The following is a 16491-nucleotide window of genomic DNA, read 5'->3' on the forward strand; positions in this document are numbered from 1 at the left end:
GCCGAGCCCGCGCTTTTTCTCGATGAGGAGGATCTGCCCGTCCTTGATGATGAACATGATGGTGGCGTGCATCTCGCCGCTCCACGCAGTCCAGTCGATGGGCGACTCGATCATCATGCGTTGCCTTCCGCGTAGGCTTCCACGGAGTCGCAGGTGCAGACGAGATTGCGGTCGCCGTGGACGTTGTCGATGCGGCCGACGGACGGCCAGAACTTGTGCTGGCGCAGATAGGGCAGGGGGAAGGCCGCCTGCTCGCGGGTGTAGGCGTGCGGCCATTCGTTCCCGCAAACCGTCTCGCAGGGATGCGGCGCGTGTTTGAGCGGGTTGTCATTCGCATCCAGTTCGCCGCTGATGACAGCGGAAATTTCGCCGTGGATGGAAATCATCGCGTCGCAGAAACGGTCGAGCTCGGGCTTGGACTCGGACTCGGTCGGCTCGATCATCAAGGTGCCGCCGACCGGCCAGCTCATGGTCGGCGCGTGGAAACCGTAGTCCATCAGCCGCTTGGCCACGTCTTCCACCGTGACGCCGCTGGCGTCGGATAGAGGGCGGACGTCGATGATGCACTCGTGGGCGACGAGGCCTTGGTTTCCGGTGTAAAGCACCGGGAAATACGGCGCGAGTCGCTTGGCGATGTAGTTCGCGTTGAGGATGGCGACCTCGGTGGCTTCGGTGAGTCCGGCGGGTCCCATCATGGCGATATACATCCAGGAAATGGTGTTGATCGAAGCGCTCCCCCACGGTGCCGAGCAGACCGCGCCTTCCTTGGCGTCGAGCTCGCGGTGGCCGGGAAGATAGGGCAACAGCTGCGCCGCCACGCCGATGGGGCCGACGCCCGGTCCGCCGCCGCCGTGGGGGATGCAGAAGGTTTTGTGGAGATTGAGATGGCAGACATCCGCACCGATCAGGCCGGGCGAGGTGAGGCCGACCTGCGCGTTCATGTTGGCGCCGTCCATATAAACCTGGCCGCCGGCCTCGTGGATGATTTCGCAAATCGAGCGGATTGTTTCCTCGAACACGCCGTGGGTCGATGGATAGGTGACCATCAGCGCCGCGAGGTTTTCACGGTGTTCCTCGGTGCGCGCAGCGAGGTCGTCGACGTCGATGTTGCCCTTGTCGTCGCACTTCAGGCCGATGACTTTCATCCCGACCATAACGGCGGAAGCGGGGTTCGTGCCGTGGGCGGAAACGGGGATGAGGCAGATGTTGCGGTGCGAATCGCCGCGCGCGAGGTGATAGCGGCGGATGGCTAACAGTCCTGCGTATTCGCCCTGCGAGCCGGCGTTCGGCTGGAGGGAGACTCCTGCGAAGCCCGTGACTTCGGCCAGCCAGCCTTCCAGCACCGCGAGCATTTCGCGGTAGCCTTCGCTCTGCCCGGCGGGCACGAAGGGATGCAGCGAGGAAACTTCCGGCCAGCTCAGCGGCATCATTTCCGAGGTCGCGTTGAGCTTCATGGTGCAGGAGCCGAGCGCGATCATCGACTCGTTGAGCGCGAGGTCCTTCGACTCCAAGCGCTTCAAATAACGCAGCATGTCGGTTTCCGAGTGATAGCTGTTGAAGACTTTTTGAGTGAGGAAATCCGTGCCGCGGGTGAGCGAGGCGGGCCAGACGACTCCGGAAACTTCCTGCTCGCTGGCGCTGATCCCGAACGTGCCGGCAAGCGTGACCACGTCTGCGGACGTCGAGGTTTCATCAAATGAAATCCCGAGGTGATCCGCATCGATGCGGCGGAGGTTGATGCCTTCCGCCGCGGCGGCTGATAGGACGGCGTCCGCCTTGCCGGGAACCTTCGCGACGAGCGTGTCGAAGAACAGGCCGTCCTCGATCGCGATCCCGCCGGCGACGAGCGCAGCCTTGAGTTCCGCCGCGCGGGCATGGGTGGTGCGGGCGATGTGCTTGAGCCCTTCCGGCCCGTGATAGACGGCATACATCGAGGCCATCACCGCGAGCAGGACTTGGGCGGTGCAGATGTTGGATGTGGCCTTGTCGCGGCGGATGTGCTGCTCGCGGGTCTGCAGGGAAAGGCGGTAGCCGGGCTTGCCGCGCGAATCGACCGACACGCCGATGAGGCGGCCGGGCATCTTGCGTTTCAATGCGTCGGCGCAGGCCATGAATCCCGCATGCGGACCGCCGAAGCCCATCGGCACGCCGAAACGCTGCGACGAGCCGATACAGATGTCCGCGCCGAATTCGCCGGGCGCCTTGAGAACGGTGAGCGCTAGCAGGTCCGCGGCGACGATGGTCACCGCGCCGGCGGATTTGCACCTGGTGAAAAAGCCTTCGAAGTCGTCGATGCGGCCGCGGGTGTCGGGGTATTGCACCAGCGCGGCGAACAGGCCTTCGCCCGGCTCGAAGGCTTCCCAATCACCGGTGATCACCTCGATGCCGAGCGGCTCGGCGCGCGTCGCCACCACGTCGATCGTCTGCGGATGGCAGCGGTCGGAGACGAAAATCGCCTTGCCCTTCGGCTTGCCGGCGAGCGCGAGGCTCATGGCCTCGGCGGCGGCGGTGCCCTCGTCGAGCAGCGAGGCGTTGGAGACGTCCAGACCGGTCAGGTCGGTGATCATCGTCTGGAAATTCAGCAGCGCCTCGAGCCGGCCCTGCGCGATTTCCGCCTGATAGGGCGTGTAGGCGGTGTACCAGCCGGGGTTTTCCAGAATGTTCCGCTGGATCACGCCGGGCGTGTGGGTGCCGTGGTAGCCTTGGCCGATGAACGACTTGAGCACCTGGTTTCTCCCCATGATCGACTTCAGCCAGGCGAGCGCGTCGTGTTCCGAGCGGGCGGCGGGCAGGCTCATCGCGGTGTCGAGGCGGATGCCGGCGGGCACGGCGGCGTCGATGAGCGCGGCGAGCGACGGGAAGCCGGTTTCGCGGAGCATTTCATCGCGGTCGGTGCCGATGGGACCCAGGTGGCGGCTGCGGAAGTCGAGGCGTGCGGACATGACGGATGGAAGTAGGGAGGGGGAAATCGGACGCCCCCTCCATAGTGGAAAATGCCCCCGGCGCAACCCCTGTGCGCGAGAATTCCGCTAACTTCCGGGAGGCTATTCCACCGTGGAAATGATGCGCGCGGCGTCATCGATCGCCTCTTTCCGCCGCTTGCCGCGGGATTTCGTCAGCTTCTCCCAGAGTCCGGGGATGAAATCCTCGGTGAAGCCGCGGGCTTCGAGCCATGCGGAAAGGGTGCCGAGGTCGTTTTCATCGCCGAGAACATCGGCGAGCTCGTTCATTTCAGGGGCGGGCGCGAAAGACTCGGCGGGCATGAATCCGAGCGCGCCGATGTAGGCTTTGAGGGCTTTGCGGGCGTCATGGAAATCCTCCTCGCCCGAGTGATCGATGTTTTCAAAACGCTTGGCGAGCTGCTTGCGGAGCTTTTTCAGGCCGATCCCGACCCGCTCGGTGAGATCGTCTTCTGGCAGTTCCTGCAGATTTCGCCGGGCGGCGGCGACGCGCTCGACGCTCCACGCGATGGTTGGCGGCGGCGGCCGGCGGGCGGCCGAGTGGGTTTGTTGGACGAGCAACGCGCCGATCGCTGCGCTGGCGGCGTCGTCCTCATTCCAGCCGAGTTTGTGCCAGGTGTTCAGCCGCGAAACCGCGTCGCGCGGGCTGGCGAGCAAGCGGCCGATCGCCTGGATTTCCTTGGCGGAATTCTTGCCGAGCCGGAAAAGCGAGAACCCGCCGCGCAGCGATTTCCCGAGCTTGCGAATGGCGTGCACCTCCTCGGCGACGCGGCCCTTCGAGTCGAGCAGTCCGTGCAGCAAGCGCTCCATCGTGTCGCAACCGGCCAGCAGTTGCTCGCGGGCGAACTTCGCTTCTTGTTCAACGGGGGATCTCATGACACAGGATGAAATCGCAAATCGAGCCCCTTGTCAGCACCCGGGATTTCCAGCGGGGAATTATATTTCGGGGTGGGAAGGCCGTGACGCAAAAACCTTCCTTGTGCTTGGCGGCGCTCCGATTTGGCGCTTTGCTCTCCGCGTGCTTGCGAAACGAATCATTCCCTGCCTCGATGTGACCGCCGGTCGTGTCGTCAAAGGCGTCAATTTTGTCGATCTCATCGATGCCGGCGATCCGGTGGAATGCGCGATCGCCTACAATTTGCAGCAGGCCGACGAGCTCGTGTTTCTCGACATCACCGCCTCGTCGGACAACCGCAACACGATGGTCGATGTGGTGCGCCGCACGGCGGAAAAATGCTTCATCCCGCTGACCGTCGGCGGCGGCATCCGCACCGTGGAAAACATGCGCGAAATGCTTTTGGCGGGCGCGGACAAGGTCGGCGTCAACACCTCGGCGGTGACCCATCCCGGTCTCGTCGATGCCGGGGCCAAGGCGTTCGGCAGCCAGTGCATCGTCGTCGCCATCGACGCGAAGCGCGAAGGTCCGGGGAAATGGGGCGTTTACACGCACGGCGGGCGCACGCCCGTCGGGATGGACGCCGTCGAGTGGGCCAAGGAAGTCTGGCGTCGCGGAGCCGGGGAGATCCTGCTGACGAGCATGGACTCGGACGGCACGCAGGCCGGCTACGACATCGAGCTGACCGCCGCGGTTTCCTCCGCGATCGGCATCCCGGTCATCGCCAGCGGCGGCGCGGGAAACCTCGATCACATGGTGGACGTGCTCAACGCCGGCAAGGCCGACGCCGTTCTGGCAGCCAGCATTTTCCACTTCGGCATGCACACGGTCTGCGAGGCGAAGCGGCATTTCGCCGGGCGCGGCGTGCCTGTCAGGCCGTATGATTGGGCGAAGCAATTGCAGTGTTAACGACAACTCTCTGACGTCGAAAATCTACTCGCCACCGGAGGGGACCAAACCTAGCTTCAGGCATGGTTTCACCAATTGGACCTAACCGACATGCTGACGCGGTTGGTTTTGGGGTGTGATCCGTGAAGCAAGCCATCCTCAATCAATATGAGCCAGGACATGAAATTAGGGAAGCCCACACTTTAAACGGATCGCCGGCGCTGGCGCCGCAGTGATCACGCTGGCACTCGTGTCGAATGCCTGGTCGCAGAAAAAAAACGCGGCGGCGAGCAATGAGCCCGCCTACTACACCCCCGCCACCACACCGATCTTCAATCCCTTTCCCAACGTCACCGACAAGAAACGATGGCTGGTGAGAAACCTCGGGCCGGTCGGAATCGGCATCATGCTGGTCCGCCCGGGCATGACCATGTAGATCAACAACGTGGAAATAGGTTCTCCCGCCGAGGCGACCGGCAAGCTTCAGAAAGGCCAGATCATTGAGAGCATCAATGGCAAGGTGCTCAAGGAGGTGGATCCCCGCATCATTCTCGGAGACATCGTCACCGAGGCCGAGGCGAAGGATGGGAAGGTTGTCCTGAAAATCCAAGGAGCAGGTGACGTCACGGTCGGCATCCCGGTGATGGGCAGCTACAGCAAGACGTGGCCGGTGAATTGCCCGAAGTCCGACAAAATCGTCAGAAACCTCGCCGACCTGATTGCGAAACAGGATCAGCCGAAATGGGGGTCGGTCATTTTCCTCCTTTCCACAGGCGAGGAGAAGGATCTCGACGTCGTGAAGCGCTGGATGAAGGGCATCAAGAATTACGCCGGGATGAATTGGGATAGAGGCTACAAAGGTCCGGGACTCTGCGAGTATTACCTGCGCACTGGCGATCAGAGCGTGCTGCCAGTCATCAAACAGATGACCGAGGAGCTGAGGGTGAACATGTTTAGCGGCGGTTGGAGCGGTCGCGCAGGGCCGGCGGCCTTCACCTATTCCGTTGGCACCGGGCAAGTCCATGCCTCCGGGGTGAACTGCATGAGCTTCCTCCTGATGGCCAAGCTGTGTGGTGTGGAAGTGGATAAATACATGTTCGATGAGACTTTCTCGCAGTTCTACCGCTTCGCCGGACACGGCAACGTGGCTTACGGTAACACATTGCCGGAGGGCGGTTTCCGCGACAACGGCAAGACCAGCGGTCTGGCATTCGGCCTTGGGGCGGCGGCGATGGTTGACCCCGCGGGCGAGGACTCGGTCTATGCCAAGGCGCGCGACAATTCCGCCACGAAAGCCTTCTACGCCACCAACACCGGCGCCTTGATGACGAACGGGGCAAAAACCATCCGCTCGCGCATCGGCGCCATTTTGCAGGAAGTCCCGGGCGGTGAGGAATTCGTGCGACACCTCCCCAGAACCACCCTGGCCTCCCACATCAGCGGCAAGGATTCCGACATGTATTCCTACGAAAAATTCACCCCGAACCCCGCCGTCGTCGGGACCTGGGCATGGGCGGTTTATCCTCAACCTGGCAACCCCTCGGAAATCGACGCCCGCATCGCCGCCTTCATGAAGGCCAATGGCGGCAAAGGTCCCGACAAAATCGAGAACGCCAAGGATACCATCCAGCTTCTGGACGGCGGAAAGGTCGCTAAATCCAAATTCTTCGGCGGCTATTTCTGGTCCGGCGACATGCTCATCGGCGTCAATGACGACCAAGCCCTGAAAATGGAGGTCCGAAAAGTCGGTGGGCGCGATTTCCTCATCATCGAACGCGGAGGATTCAACGCCGTTCCTGATACCGAAGAGGCAGCCACCGCCCGAGTCTCCAAGGACTGGCATTGCGGCTATCACGTCTATGTGAGGCAGTAACGGATCGCCGATCAACTCCCGGAATCCTTTGGAAATTCACGGTTGTTTCAACTGCCCTCTCCGTGGGGGCATGACAAAAAAGTCAAGGAGCGGCGAAACGCGTTCGCCGTGAGGATGAAATGCCAATGAAAAGGCCCGATGGACTTCCCATTGACTCGTCATCCGCGTGGGCGGACGCGTTCCGCCCCTCCGTGGATGCCAGTGACGGATCGGTTCATGTCTAGGATGACTTTTTTGTCCTGCACCCCCTCTCCGTGGTTCTTCCCGCCGGACCTTGCCAGAATAGCCATTTTGGCTATTCTATACGCATGATCACATTCACCGCCACGGATGCGAAGAATCGCTTCGGCGAACTGCTTCTTACACCATCTATCAGGAAATGCTGGAGGGCTTGGGTGAAGCTGCCGCGCCCGCCGATCTCGGTTGGCTCAGGGAGTGGCGCAAAGAAGCCGCGCTAACGGCCACAGCAAGACAAGTTGATGAAGAGGACTATCGCACACATCTCGATCATAAATGCTGACTTTGAAATCCTGGATTTTACTCGTGTTCGTGCATGTGTCGCTTGGCGGAATCCCTGCGCGAGCGGATGAATGGCAGCGTTTGGCGGAGCAAATCTCCTACGTCAATTACAGCGATTTCCTTTACAACCGGCCACCACGGAATTTTGGAGAAGCGGATTCACCTAGGCTGAATGCACTTCAAGACGCGATGGCGATCCCTGCCGACCTCCCGGAATTGAAAAAGCGGGCGGAGCACGCAGACTCGAAGATCCGGGCTTTGGCGTTGATGAAATTGTATATCAGCAGGGACCCCAATGCCTTTCGCGTGATCCACAGTCGGCTGGGGGATGAGGGCCTGGCGTTTCCCTCGCAGTCTCCTTTCGGCTCTAACATTTATTTTGATTCTGATCAGCGGAAATTCGTATCTCTGAAAATCGAAACGCAAGATCAGGGATGGGACCGGGCGCGGGCCATGGCGGCCTTGTTGGAACTCAGAGCCGACAGGGAATTGAAATTTGTGGTCGATTGGTTTTATGGGACTGAACCGATCAGCAACGGGACGACCGATCAAATGGCATTCATTACCGAATACCACCGGAGGCGTCCGGCAGATTGGAGGAAATCCATGACGGCGCTGGTGGCTCATCCCGGCTTTGATGCCATGGAGACGACGCCGTTGATTTATCTTGCCCTGATGATCAATGATTTTCACGGTGAAATTTGATAGATGAAACACTGCGGCAAGAAGATCGGGAGTCTGAGCTGCGCAATGCCATCCGGCCCAGTCTCGGCTTGGCCGAGAAGCCAGTGAAATGGATCAACTTGGACGAAGAGGGTGAACGATTGGAGCCTGTGTGGGCGGTGCCATTTGACGACACGGCCACCCGCATGGCGATGAGTCCTGACGGCACCTTGCTCGCCATTGTCCTGAGCGACGGAAGGATACGAATTCATCGGACACCCGGCGGAGCGGTCCTCGGTGAGATCCCGAAGGATGACACCGGGCTGGCGAACCTCGAATTCTGCCGCAGGTGCATGAGAACTCGGTTTACAGTTTCGCCACGGTTCTGATCGTGGTGCTGGTCTGCCTATCACTGGGCGCCTGGCTCGCCTCGCGGCTTGCCCGCAGCAAGATGCCAGCCCCGCAGGTTCTGTTATGGCTCTTCGCCCTCGGTGGCGCGGCCCTGGCCATGACTCCGCTCATTTCCATGGGGATCACCCGGGGCATGAAAATGCTGGACACTGATTTCTCATTCGCCGCCTACGTATTCCGGCTCTTCGCCACCGGATTCGCGACCATCGGACCGGCCTGCCTACCGCTCGGCGCGGTGTTTCCCTTTCTCATGAAGGGCGAGGAAGAATTCATCACCCATGCAGGGAAAAGCATCGGCGCGCTCTCCGCCATCAACACGGGCGGTGCCATCCTCGGCTCGCTGGCCGCGGGCTTCCTGCTGCTGGAATCGCTGGGCATCTGGCACACCATCCAGTTGGTCTCCGCGATCTATCTCATCTTCGCCGTGCTGATGCCCGTCAGGGGAAACGCCGCCGCGAATTCTGCTAGGGTCGCTTCGGGTGTCATGCTCGTGCTCCTGCTTACCCTTCTGAACCCTTCGCGGCTTGCCGAACCCTCGGGCGCTGCTTCTAACGAAGATGTGATGGGGAAATGGGAGGGAAGCGATGCAACCGTCACCGTGGTCAGGGATTCGCGGGACGACGTCAGCATCCGCATCAACTCAAACTACAGCCTCGGCTCCCGGGGTGCTTACGGGTCGCAGATGTTCCAGGCGCGGATTCCGCTGCTCGCCTGGCCTGCGAGCGACAGCGTGTTCTTCCTCGGCATGGGCACCGGCATCACCGCCGGGGAGGCGCTGAGCCGCAACGATTTTCCAAAAGTAGAAAAGGTCGTTGCCTGCGAGCTCTCGCCCAACGCGTCGCCGCCTCCAGGAAATACTTCACCGACGGCCCCGACGGCTCCGACCTCACCAACGGCCTCTACACGGATCCCCGCGCCGAGGTTGTGATCGCCGACGGACGCAACCACCCTCTCGCAAACCGAGACAAATACTCGATGATCATCGCCCGTACGATGCTCGCCGTATTTCCACAGGTCAGCCTGTGGCGCGGGAATTTCCAGCCCGGGGCGGAAGTCGCCGCGATGGTCGGACATGCCGATCACACCCCGCTGCCCGCCTCCACCCTCGATGTGGGACGCGCAAAGCAGCGCGCGGTGGAGGGCGCCACCCACCTCGACATGCAGGATCTCATGCTGCCCTTCAACGAGCAGACCATCACGCTTTTCTACGGTGGCAACCTGACCCTGGCCGGCGATCTGTTCGAGAAATACCCGCTCAACACCGATGACAGGCCTGTGATCGAGTTCGGAACCCCGCGCTCCCTGCACCAGCCCTCGGGTTCCGATCGACCGCAGTTTCTCGAAACCCCTTTCGCTAACCTCGTGGACAAGCTGCAGAGCCGAACCCCGCCCGACAAAGAGCCCTTACTGGCTAACAGGAGGTCCTCAGGCCGCAAGCTGCCCCTCGCTGGGTCGGCCTTCCACCGCGCATGGATCGCCCGGATCCACGGCGATGAGGAATCCTGGAAGAATGAGTGGGAAACGTTTCTCACCCAATGGACGGAGCCAGAGCCTGCCGAAGGTGCCGCAGATTGAAGCCATCCCTGACCTTCCATGCGCTTTCTCCAGCAGAGCGGTTCCTGTCCTCCTCAAACGTTCAACGGTGTTCAGACAAATAATCGTTAATACGCCCCGCTTCTCCAACGACACATGAGAACCGCGATTTTTGGAGAAAATGCAATCCGAACTTCGCCGGCGTAATCTTCCCGAACAGATGAGACAAGGTTTGTTTGATAATCCACTGGGAAGCCGGGAAGAATCTTGCCGTCCGTCTCGTCTTACCTATTCTCACCGGATACCAGTTCGTCTTTCCCATGCTCCCCTTCTACGTCATTGGTCATAAAAACCCGGATACCGACGCGATTTGCTCGGCGATCGGCTACGCCGCCCTGCTCCGCGCCGTCGGCGAGGAACCCAAGGCGATCGCGGCGCGATGCGGCGAGATTTCCTCGCGGACCAAGTGGGTGCTGGAGCGCGCGGGGCTGGACGCGCCGATGCTGCTGACCGACGTCCGCGTCAATGCCGGCATGATTTGCCACCGCAAGGTCATCAAGGTGACCTTGTCCGACACCTTCCTGACCGCCTATCAGCGGATGCTCGCCGCCGAGATCCGCTGCGTGCCGGTCGAGGACGACGAGGGCAACCTCTTCGGCATCCTCCACTATTTCAACTTGCTCAAGCTGCTGCTGCCCGGCCACACGGAAGGACTCAGCGTGCGGACCATCCACGTTTCCCTGGCGAAACTGGCGGACACGCTGCAAGCCCAGAGCCTCGGAGCCATGCTGCCTTCGCCGGAGTTCGAGGAGGATGTGATCCTGCTCGTCGGCGCCTCGTCCCAGGCCACCGTCGAGAAGCGCCTCAAGCAGGCGATCGCGGACGGCAACATCGGGAAATTCCTGGTGATTTGCGGCGACCGCCCGATCGTCCAGCGCTACGCGATCGACCACGGCGCCCGCGCCCTTCTGGTCACCGGGGACAATCCGGTTTCCGGCGACATCCTCGCCTACGCCGCGCGCAAAGGCGTGGTCGTTTTGACGTGCCATCAGGACACCGCCACCGCCTCCACGCTGATCCGTTGCTCGCGCACCGTGCGCCACGTGATGGAGAAGAAATTCCTGACTTTGTCCGTCAACGAGCCGATCTCGCGGCTGCGGAAAAGCCTCTCCGCCATCGACCAGGATTTGTTCCCGGTGGTCGAGCACACCGGCGGGAAAATGCTGGGCGTCATCGCCAAGTCCGACCTCGTGGACCCGCCGCGCATCCGCATCGCGCTGGTCGATCACAACGAATACGCCCAGGCCGTCAACGGCGTGGAGGAGGCGGAAATCACCGAAGTCATCGACCACCACCGTCTCGCGGGCGACCTCGTTTCCCGCGAGCCGATCCGCTATCTGAACGAACCGGTCGGCTCGACCTGCACGCTGGTGGGCCGGAAATTTTTTTACCGCGGCCTGATGCCCGCGCCGAGCGTGGCCCTCTGTCTCTGCGCCGGCATCGTCTCGGACACGCTCTGCCTGACCTCGCCGACGACCACGATTCTCGATCGCGAGATGCTCACCTGGCTCAGCGGCGTGGCGGGCGTGGATCCCCAGAAATTCACCGACGAGTTCTTCGCGGTCGGCTCGTTGATCGCCAGCGGCACGCCGGAGGAAATCCTCAACGCGGACCGCAAGGAGTTCAACGAGCAAGGGTTGTCCGTTAGTATCTCCCAGGTCGAAGAGCGCGACCTGGTGGGATTCGCCGCGCGGCGCGAGGAATTGGAAGCCGCCTTGAAGGGACTCTTCGAGCGCCAGCACCATGATCTGGCCGTGCTCGCGGTGACCGACGTGGCGCTGCATCACAGCATGATTCTCGCCATCGGCCAGGATGCGATGCTGGAGAAGCTGCCCTTCGAGCGGATCGACGCGACCTTGTTTCACGCGCCCGGAGTGGTCAGTCGCAAGCGCCAGATTTTCCCCGCCGTTTGTGAGGCGATCCAGCACTCGCGGTGATCGCCGCTACATTTCACTCGCTTAAATACCCGCTCAACGATTCCCGCAGCGTCGTCCGCGCGCGGAACAGCAGGCTCTTCACGGCGGAGACCGACAGCTTGAGCACCACCGCGATTTCCTCGTAGGAAAGCTGCTCGTAGCGCCGCAGCACCACGGCCATCCGCTGGACTTCCGGCAGCGAGGCGATGGCGTCATCCACCGCGCGCTGCAACTCGGCTTGGAGCAGCTCCGAGTCCGGCTGGCGGTCCGGGCTGGCGGCGATGAGCTGGTTGGAATTCTCCTCGCGCTCGTCCGAGGAAACTTCCTTTTTCCGGCTCTTCCGGCGGGTCTCGTTGAAGACGAGATTGCGCGTGATCGTGAACAGATAGGTGGTGAATTTCGCGTCCGGCCGGTAGCGTTTCGCGTTCCGCCAGATCCGCAGGAAAACCTGCTGGGCGATGTCCTCCGACTCGGAGGCGTTGCCCAACATCTTCGCCACCGTGCCGATCACCGCGTTCTGATGGCGCTCGACGAGTTCGCGGAACGCCTCGTGATCGCCCGCCCCGACGCGCTCCATCAGCGCGAAATCGATGGCGCTGCCGTCTGCCGGGTTTGGAACGGAATCAGCCTCCATCTTCAGGAAAAAGGGTGTCGCGGCGATGTCGGCGCTAAACATGGAGCGTTTAACCGCATGCCGCGAGTGAAGTTGCGGGTGAAAATCATACGGCTCACAGTTCTACGGATTTCGCCCACTCCTCCACTGCCTCGTCGAGGAAAACCTCCTCGATCACCTCGCGCGCCCAGTCCTCGCTTTGCGCCAGGTGATTGAGCATCCGCCAGGCGACCACCTGCACCGCCGGCATCTCGCTCCAAACCACCTCCGCCAGGCACTGCCATTCGCGGCCCTTCAGCCGCTTCGGGTGCTCCAACACCTCGTGACACGCCTCGCTGATCAAAAGCGTCCGCTCGATGTCCGGCTCGTCCGCCACCGGCGGCACCTCGTAAGGCCGCAAGGAAACACCGGCCGCGCCCGTCAGTTCGCACTTCGATTTCGCCCGCCGTGCAAGGTCCTTGCCGAGCCCCTGCAAAGCCACCACCCGCGCCTGATGCGTCTCGTAACCTTTTCCCATGCGCGAAGGCTATCACGGGAAATCCGGCGCTTGGAATCTTGAATTTCGGAGGCTCCTTCTTGATGCTTTCCATTGCCCGGAGCTGTGCTAGGTTCCGTCCTGTGGAATTCACCAAGTATCATCCCTCGATCCGGCGCTTGCAGGAGGACTTCGCCGCGCCCATCGCCCGGAGGAAATACATCGCCGCCCGCGGCCCGCGCCCGCCGAAGGGCAAGATCAGGGATAACAGCGAGCCGTGGCTGGCGAACCCGGATTCGGTTTCGGACGATTGGCATATCGCCTGCAAAGTGAACGAACGCGTCAAAGCATGGAAACACCTACCGACCATTTTGTCCGCGCTTTGACCCGGCGGCACCGGGTGATCGTGCTCGGGGGACTGGCTGTAATCGCCCATGGTTTCAGTCGATCTACCTTTGATGGGGACATCTGGCTCGACCCGATGGGCAGCAGCAGCGAGTGGTCGGACTTTTTGGAAAAAGCGTGTATCGAATTCGGAGGACTCACCCTGCATCGACTTCCCGGCTGGATTCCCGTGTCCGGGCAGGATCTGGTGGATGCCGTGGATGAAACCCACATGATTCGGATTCAGGGCCTCGACTGCCCCTTGATGTGTTTCGAAAACCCAACGAAATCGAAATCTCCGACTTTGACTCGTTTTGTCAGCGAGCGGCCATACGCGGAGACGGCACATTGCTTCCTGACCCTCTTGATTTGATCCAAAGCAAGTTTGACACCGGCCGCGATAAGGATTTGCAAGATATTCTCTATCTCGAATCCGTGGTCCGCACCACCTACAAGAACCGCCGTCCCACCGCCTCGTTGGAAGAAGCGGAAGCCATGCTCGGGCGTTATTCCGAGTGGCAGGTGCTTGTTCCCGCTCTTCAAAATCCTTCACCGGAAGTCCGCGAACTCGCCATGACCCACCTCCGCGAGTTCGCTGCGGCGGGCGATCCTTTCTCGCAGGCGATCCTCGAAGGCCGCGAGCTACCTTGACCGCCACGCCACCGCCGAGTTCGCGGCGCGCGTGCCGGTGGCGAAGCAGCCCTGCATGAGATAGCCGCCGGTGGGCGCTTCCCAGTCGATCATTTCCCCAGCGACGAAGATGCCGGGAAGTTTTTTCAACATCAGCGCCTCGTCGATTTCGCTCCAGCAGACGCCACCGGCGGAGGAAATCGCTTCGTCGAGTGGGCGCGGGCGGGCGAGTGGGATGAGGCAGTTTTTGACTTCGCGGGCGAGGGAATCGGCATCCGGCCAGATTTTCCGGGCAAGGATGGCGTGGGCGGGATCGCTGAGCTTCCAGCGGGCGCGGGCTTCGTGGAGGAAATCGCGGCGCACGGACTGCATCTTTGCGACGAGTTGGGCGTGGGTGAAGGTGGGTTTGAAATCAATGGCGATGGCGGGCTCCGGCATGGCGCGGAGGGCGGCACCGAGTTGGTAGATCGCGCCGCCTTCGAGTCCGTAGCGGGTGACCATCAGCTCGCCGATGGCGGTCATTTCCCCGGCGCGGACGTGGAGGTTTTTCAGCGGCTTGCCCTCCGCTTGCGCGAGAACTTCGGGCGGCCATTCGTGTTCCCAGCCGCAGTTCGCGGGGGCGAGCGGGTGGTGGGCGATGCCGAGCTTTTCGAAAATCGAGGTCCAGCCGCCGTCGGAGCCGGTCTTCGCCCACGAGCCGCCGCCGAGGGCGAGGATGACGGCATTGGCAGTGGCTGTCTGGCCGTTTTCAAATCCGAGTCGGCGGGATGGATCGAGGGAGACAAGCCGGTGGTTCATCTCGAAACGCACGCCCCGTCCGCGCAGCCGCTCGATCCAGCGGCGGAGCAGCGGCGCGGCTTTGAGGGCTCGCGGGTAAATCCGCCCGCTGGTCGCTTGGAAAGTTTCCACGCCGAGTCCGGCCGCCCAGCCTCGGAGGGCTGCGGGATCGAAGCCGGCGATCAGGTTTTCCCAGATTTCCGCAGGCTGGCCAGGGCCGGAATAGCGGGTGACGAAGCGGTCGAGCGACTCGCCGTGGGTGAGATTGAGCCCGCCTTTTCCGGCAACGAGGAATTTCCGGCCAACCGAGGGCTTGCCGTCGTAAAGGGTGACTTGCAGCCCGGCACCGGCCGCGACTTCCGCCGCGCGGAGGCCCGCCGGGCCGCCGCCGATGACGGCAAGTTGGGAATGAGTGGGCAAGGACGGGAGGCTAGCCGGAGCATCATCGGCGTCAATGGCGGGTTCAAGAAGCCGGGTTGACAGAACCCCGCCGCGCCCCCATGGTCCCGCGTTTTCCGCATTCATCATGATTTTTAAAAGTCTCTGTCGCCACGCCGGTATCGGCGCGAATTCCTACCTTCTCAAAACCAAGTCCGCCAAAGTCGTGCTGGACGCCGGGATGCACCCGAAACACGAAGGTTCCGAAGCCATTCCGCATTACGAGTTCCTCGAAGCCGGCACCGCGGACTCGATCATCATCACCCACTCCCACCTCGACCACGTGGGGACGCTGCCGGTTTTCCTCCAGGATCAGCCTCAGGCGAAGGTTTTCCTCTCGCCCGAAACCGCCGGACTCGCCTCCGCGATGCTCCACAACTCGGTCAACGTGATGCAGTCGAAGCGCATCGAGCACGGCATCGCCGAGTATCCGCTCTTCGAGCACCGCGAGCTCGACCAGATCGAGGAGGACTTCGAAACGCGCAACATCGAGCGCATGTTCGACCTCGATCCCGCCGGCACGATCCGCGCCACTTTCCATGACGCGGGCCACATTCTCGGCTCGGTTGGCGTGACGATCGAAGCGGAGGGAAAAAAGATTTTCTACACCGGTGATGTGAATTTCGAGCACAGCACGCTGCAAAAAGGCGCGATGTTTCCGGAAACGACGGTGGACGCGCTGATCGTCGAGACCACCCGCGGCGAGCAGGCGCGCGACCCGAAATACGACCGCCCGACTGAGGAAAACGAGTTCGCCGCCGCCATCAAGGGCGTCATCGAGCGCAAGGGCTCGGTGCTCATCCCGGTCTTCGCGATGGGCAAAACCCAGGAGGTTCTCGGCATGATCCACCGCTTCAAAAAAGAGGGGCTGATCCCGAAAAACACGCCGGTTTACATCGGCGGCCTGAGCACGAAAATGACCCAGGTTTACGACCGGTTCAGCGGCCACTCACGCCGCCACCTGCCGAATTTCCGCTTCCTCAAGGACATGGAACTCGAAGCGGGCAGCAAGAAGCGCAAGGGCCCGATCCCCTTCCACCCCGGCTGCATTTACGCGCTTTCCAGCGGCATGATGTCGGAGAAGACCGTCTCCAACACCTTCGCCCGCCAGGGAGTTTTGGAAAACGCCAAGCACGGCCTGTTCTTCGTCGGTTACGCGGACCCCGAGACGCCCGGCGGCAAAATCCGCCTCGCCAAGCACGGCGATCTCGTCGAGCTCGACCCCGCGCACCCCGCCGTCCCGCTCAACTGCGAGATGCGGATCTTCGACTTCAGCGGCCACTCCACCCGTGACGCGATCCTCGATTACATCATCAAGGTCGCCCCGAAAAAAGCCTTCCTCGTCCACGGCGACGACGGCGCGGTCGCCTGGTTCAGCCAGGAAATCAAGCGTCGCCTGCCAAACACCGAAGTCATCGTCCCCGAGCCCGGCGTCGAATACGAAATCTAACAACCA

At 61.9% G+C, this 16491-nt stretch carries 16 protein-coding genes; 11 read left to right on the forward strand and 5 right to left on the reverse strand.

All coding sequences use genetic code 11. The features are described 5' to 3' along the window. Positions 1 to 113 precede the first annotated feature (113 nt). Positions 114 to 2942, reverse strand: a complete 2829-nt coding sequence (gene gcvP, locus AC4DF4_RS01685; protein ID WP_490046377.1) for an aminomethyl-transferring glycine dehydrogenase — start codon at positions 2940 to 2942, stop codon at positions 114 to 116. A 102-nt stretch (positions 2943 to 3044) separates the two neighbouring features. Then, the gene (locus AC4DF4_RS01690; protein WP_490046378.1) at positions 3045 to 3836 is read right to left on the reverse strand and encodes a CHAD domain-containing protein; all 792 of its coding nucleotides are present in this window, start codon (positions 3834 to 3836) and stop codon (positions 3045 to 3047) included. A gap of 142 nt (positions 3837 to 3978) precedes the next feature. Here AC4DF4_RS01690 and hisF point away from each other — a divergent pair, with 142 nt between their 5' ends. The 7 genes from hisF to AC4DF4_RS01725 all read left to right on the forward strand — a co-directional run bounded on the left by hisF (position 3979) and on the right by AC4DF4_RS01725 (position 11739). Beyond that, a complete protein-coding gene (gene hisF, locus AC4DF4_RS01695) occupies positions 3979 to 4764 on the forward strand; it encodes an imidazole glycerol phosphate synthase subunit HisF (RefSeq protein WP_490046379.1) in 786 nt (261 codons plus the stop codon). Positions 4765 to 4993: 229 nt separating this feature from the next. Beyond that, complete coding sequence (locus AC4DF4_RS01700; protein ID WP_490046380.1) at positions 4994 to 5179, forward strand: hypothetical protein; 186 nt, start codon at positions 4994 to 4996, stop codon at positions 5177 to 5179. 9 nt (positions 5180 to 5188) lie between these two features. After that, positions 5189 to 6616 (forward strand): DUF6288 domain-containing protein, encoded by a 1428-nt coding sequence (locus AC4DF4_RS01705; protein ID WP_490046381.1) that lies wholly within the window; start codon positions 5189 to 5191, stop codon positions 6614 to 6616. 513 nt (positions 6617 to 7129) lie between these two features. Further along, on the forward strand, positions 7130 to 7840 hold the full coding sequence (locus AC4DF4_RS01710) for a hypothetical protein (protein WP_490046382.1): 711 nt from the start codon (positions 7130 to 7132) through the stop codon (positions 7838 to 7840). Positions 7841 to 8147: 307 nt separating this feature from the next. Further along, a complete protein-coding gene (locus AC4DF4_RS01715) occupies positions 8148 to 9137 on the forward strand; it encodes a fused MFS/spermidine synthase (RefSeq protein WP_490046383.1) in 990 nt (329 codons plus the stop codon). A 47-nt stretch (positions 9138 to 9184) separates the two neighbouring features. Further along, positions 9185 to 9784 (forward strand): hypothetical protein, encoded by a 600-nt coding sequence (locus AC4DF4_RS01720; RefSeq protein WP_490046384.1) that lies wholly within the window; start codon positions 9185 to 9187, stop codon positions 9782 to 9784. Positions 9785 to 10062: 278 nt separating this feature from the next. Beyond that, the gene (locus AC4DF4_RS01725; protein ID WP_490046385.1) at positions 10063 to 11739 is read left to right on the forward strand and encodes a putative manganese-dependent inorganic diphosphatase; all 1677 of its coding nucleotides are present in this window, start codon (positions 10063 to 10065) and stop codon (positions 11737 to 11739) included. A 13-nt stretch (positions 11740 to 11752) separates the two neighbouring features. Here AC4DF4_RS01725 and AC4DF4_RS01730 read toward each other — a convergent pair whose 3' ends face one another. Both AC4DF4_RS01730 and AC4DF4_RS01735 read right to left on the reverse strand, forming a co-directional pair. Continuing rightward, the gene (locus AC4DF4_RS01730) at positions 11753 to 12394 is read right to left on the reverse strand and encodes an RNA polymerase sigma factor (RefSeq protein WP_490046386.1); all 642 of its coding nucleotides are present in this window, start codon (positions 12392 to 12394) and stop codon (positions 11753 to 11755) included. A gap of 52 nt (positions 12395 to 12446) precedes the next feature. Next, positions 12447 to 12848, reverse strand: coding sequence for a phnA protein (locus AC4DF4_RS01735; RefSeq protein ID WP_490046387.1), 402 nt, complete (start codon positions 12846 to 12848; stop codon positions 12447 to 12449). Positions 12849 to 12949: 101 nt separating this feature from the next. On the opposite strand from AC4DF4_RS01735, the gene AC4DF4_RS01740 reads away from it, so the two are divergent. The 3 genes from AC4DF4_RS01740 to AC4DF4_RS01750 are packed head-to-tail and all read left to right on the forward strand — an operon-like array spanning position 12950 to position 13841. Beyond that, positions 12950 to 13192, forward strand: coding sequence for a hypothetical protein (locus tag AC4DF4_RS01740; protein WP_490046388.1), 243 nt, complete (start codon positions 12950 to 12952; stop codon positions 13190 to 13192). A gap of 14 nt (positions 13193 to 13206) precedes the next feature. After that, entirely contained in the window at positions 13207 to 13563 is a 357-nt protein-coding gene (locus tag AC4DF4_RS01745) for a hypothetical protein (RefSeq protein ID WP_490046389.1), read from the forward strand. Next, positions 13560 to 13841: a hypothetical protein gene (locus tag AC4DF4_RS01750; RefSeq protein WP_490046390.1), complete on the forward strand. Its 282-nt coding sequence runs from the start codon at positions 13560 to 13562 to the stop codon at positions 13839 to 13841. The genes AC4DF4_RS01745 and AC4DF4_RS01750 overlap by 4 nt, the downstream gene beginning before the upstream one ends. On the opposite strand, the gene AC4DF4_RS01755 is transcribed toward AC4DF4_RS01750, so the two are convergent. Continuing rightward, positions 13833 to 15017 (reverse strand): BaiN/RdsA family NAD(P)/FAD-dependent oxidoreductase, encoded by a 1185-nt coding sequence (locus AC4DF4_RS01755; protein ID WP_490046391.1) that lies wholly within the window; start codon positions 15015 to 15017, stop codon positions 13833 to 13835. The genes AC4DF4_RS01750 and AC4DF4_RS01755 overlap by 9 nt on opposite strands. Before the next feature lie 106 nt (positions 15018 to 15123). On the opposite strand from AC4DF4_RS01755, the gene AC4DF4_RS01760 reads away from it, so the two are divergent. After that, a complete protein-coding gene (locus tag AC4DF4_RS01760; RefSeq protein ID WP_490046392.1) occupies positions 15124 to 16485 on the forward strand; it encodes an MBL fold metallo-hydrolase in 1362 nt (453 codons plus the stop codon). Positions 16486 to 16491 lie beyond the last annotated feature (6 nt).

Source organism: Luteolibacter sp. (assembly GCF_058122085.1).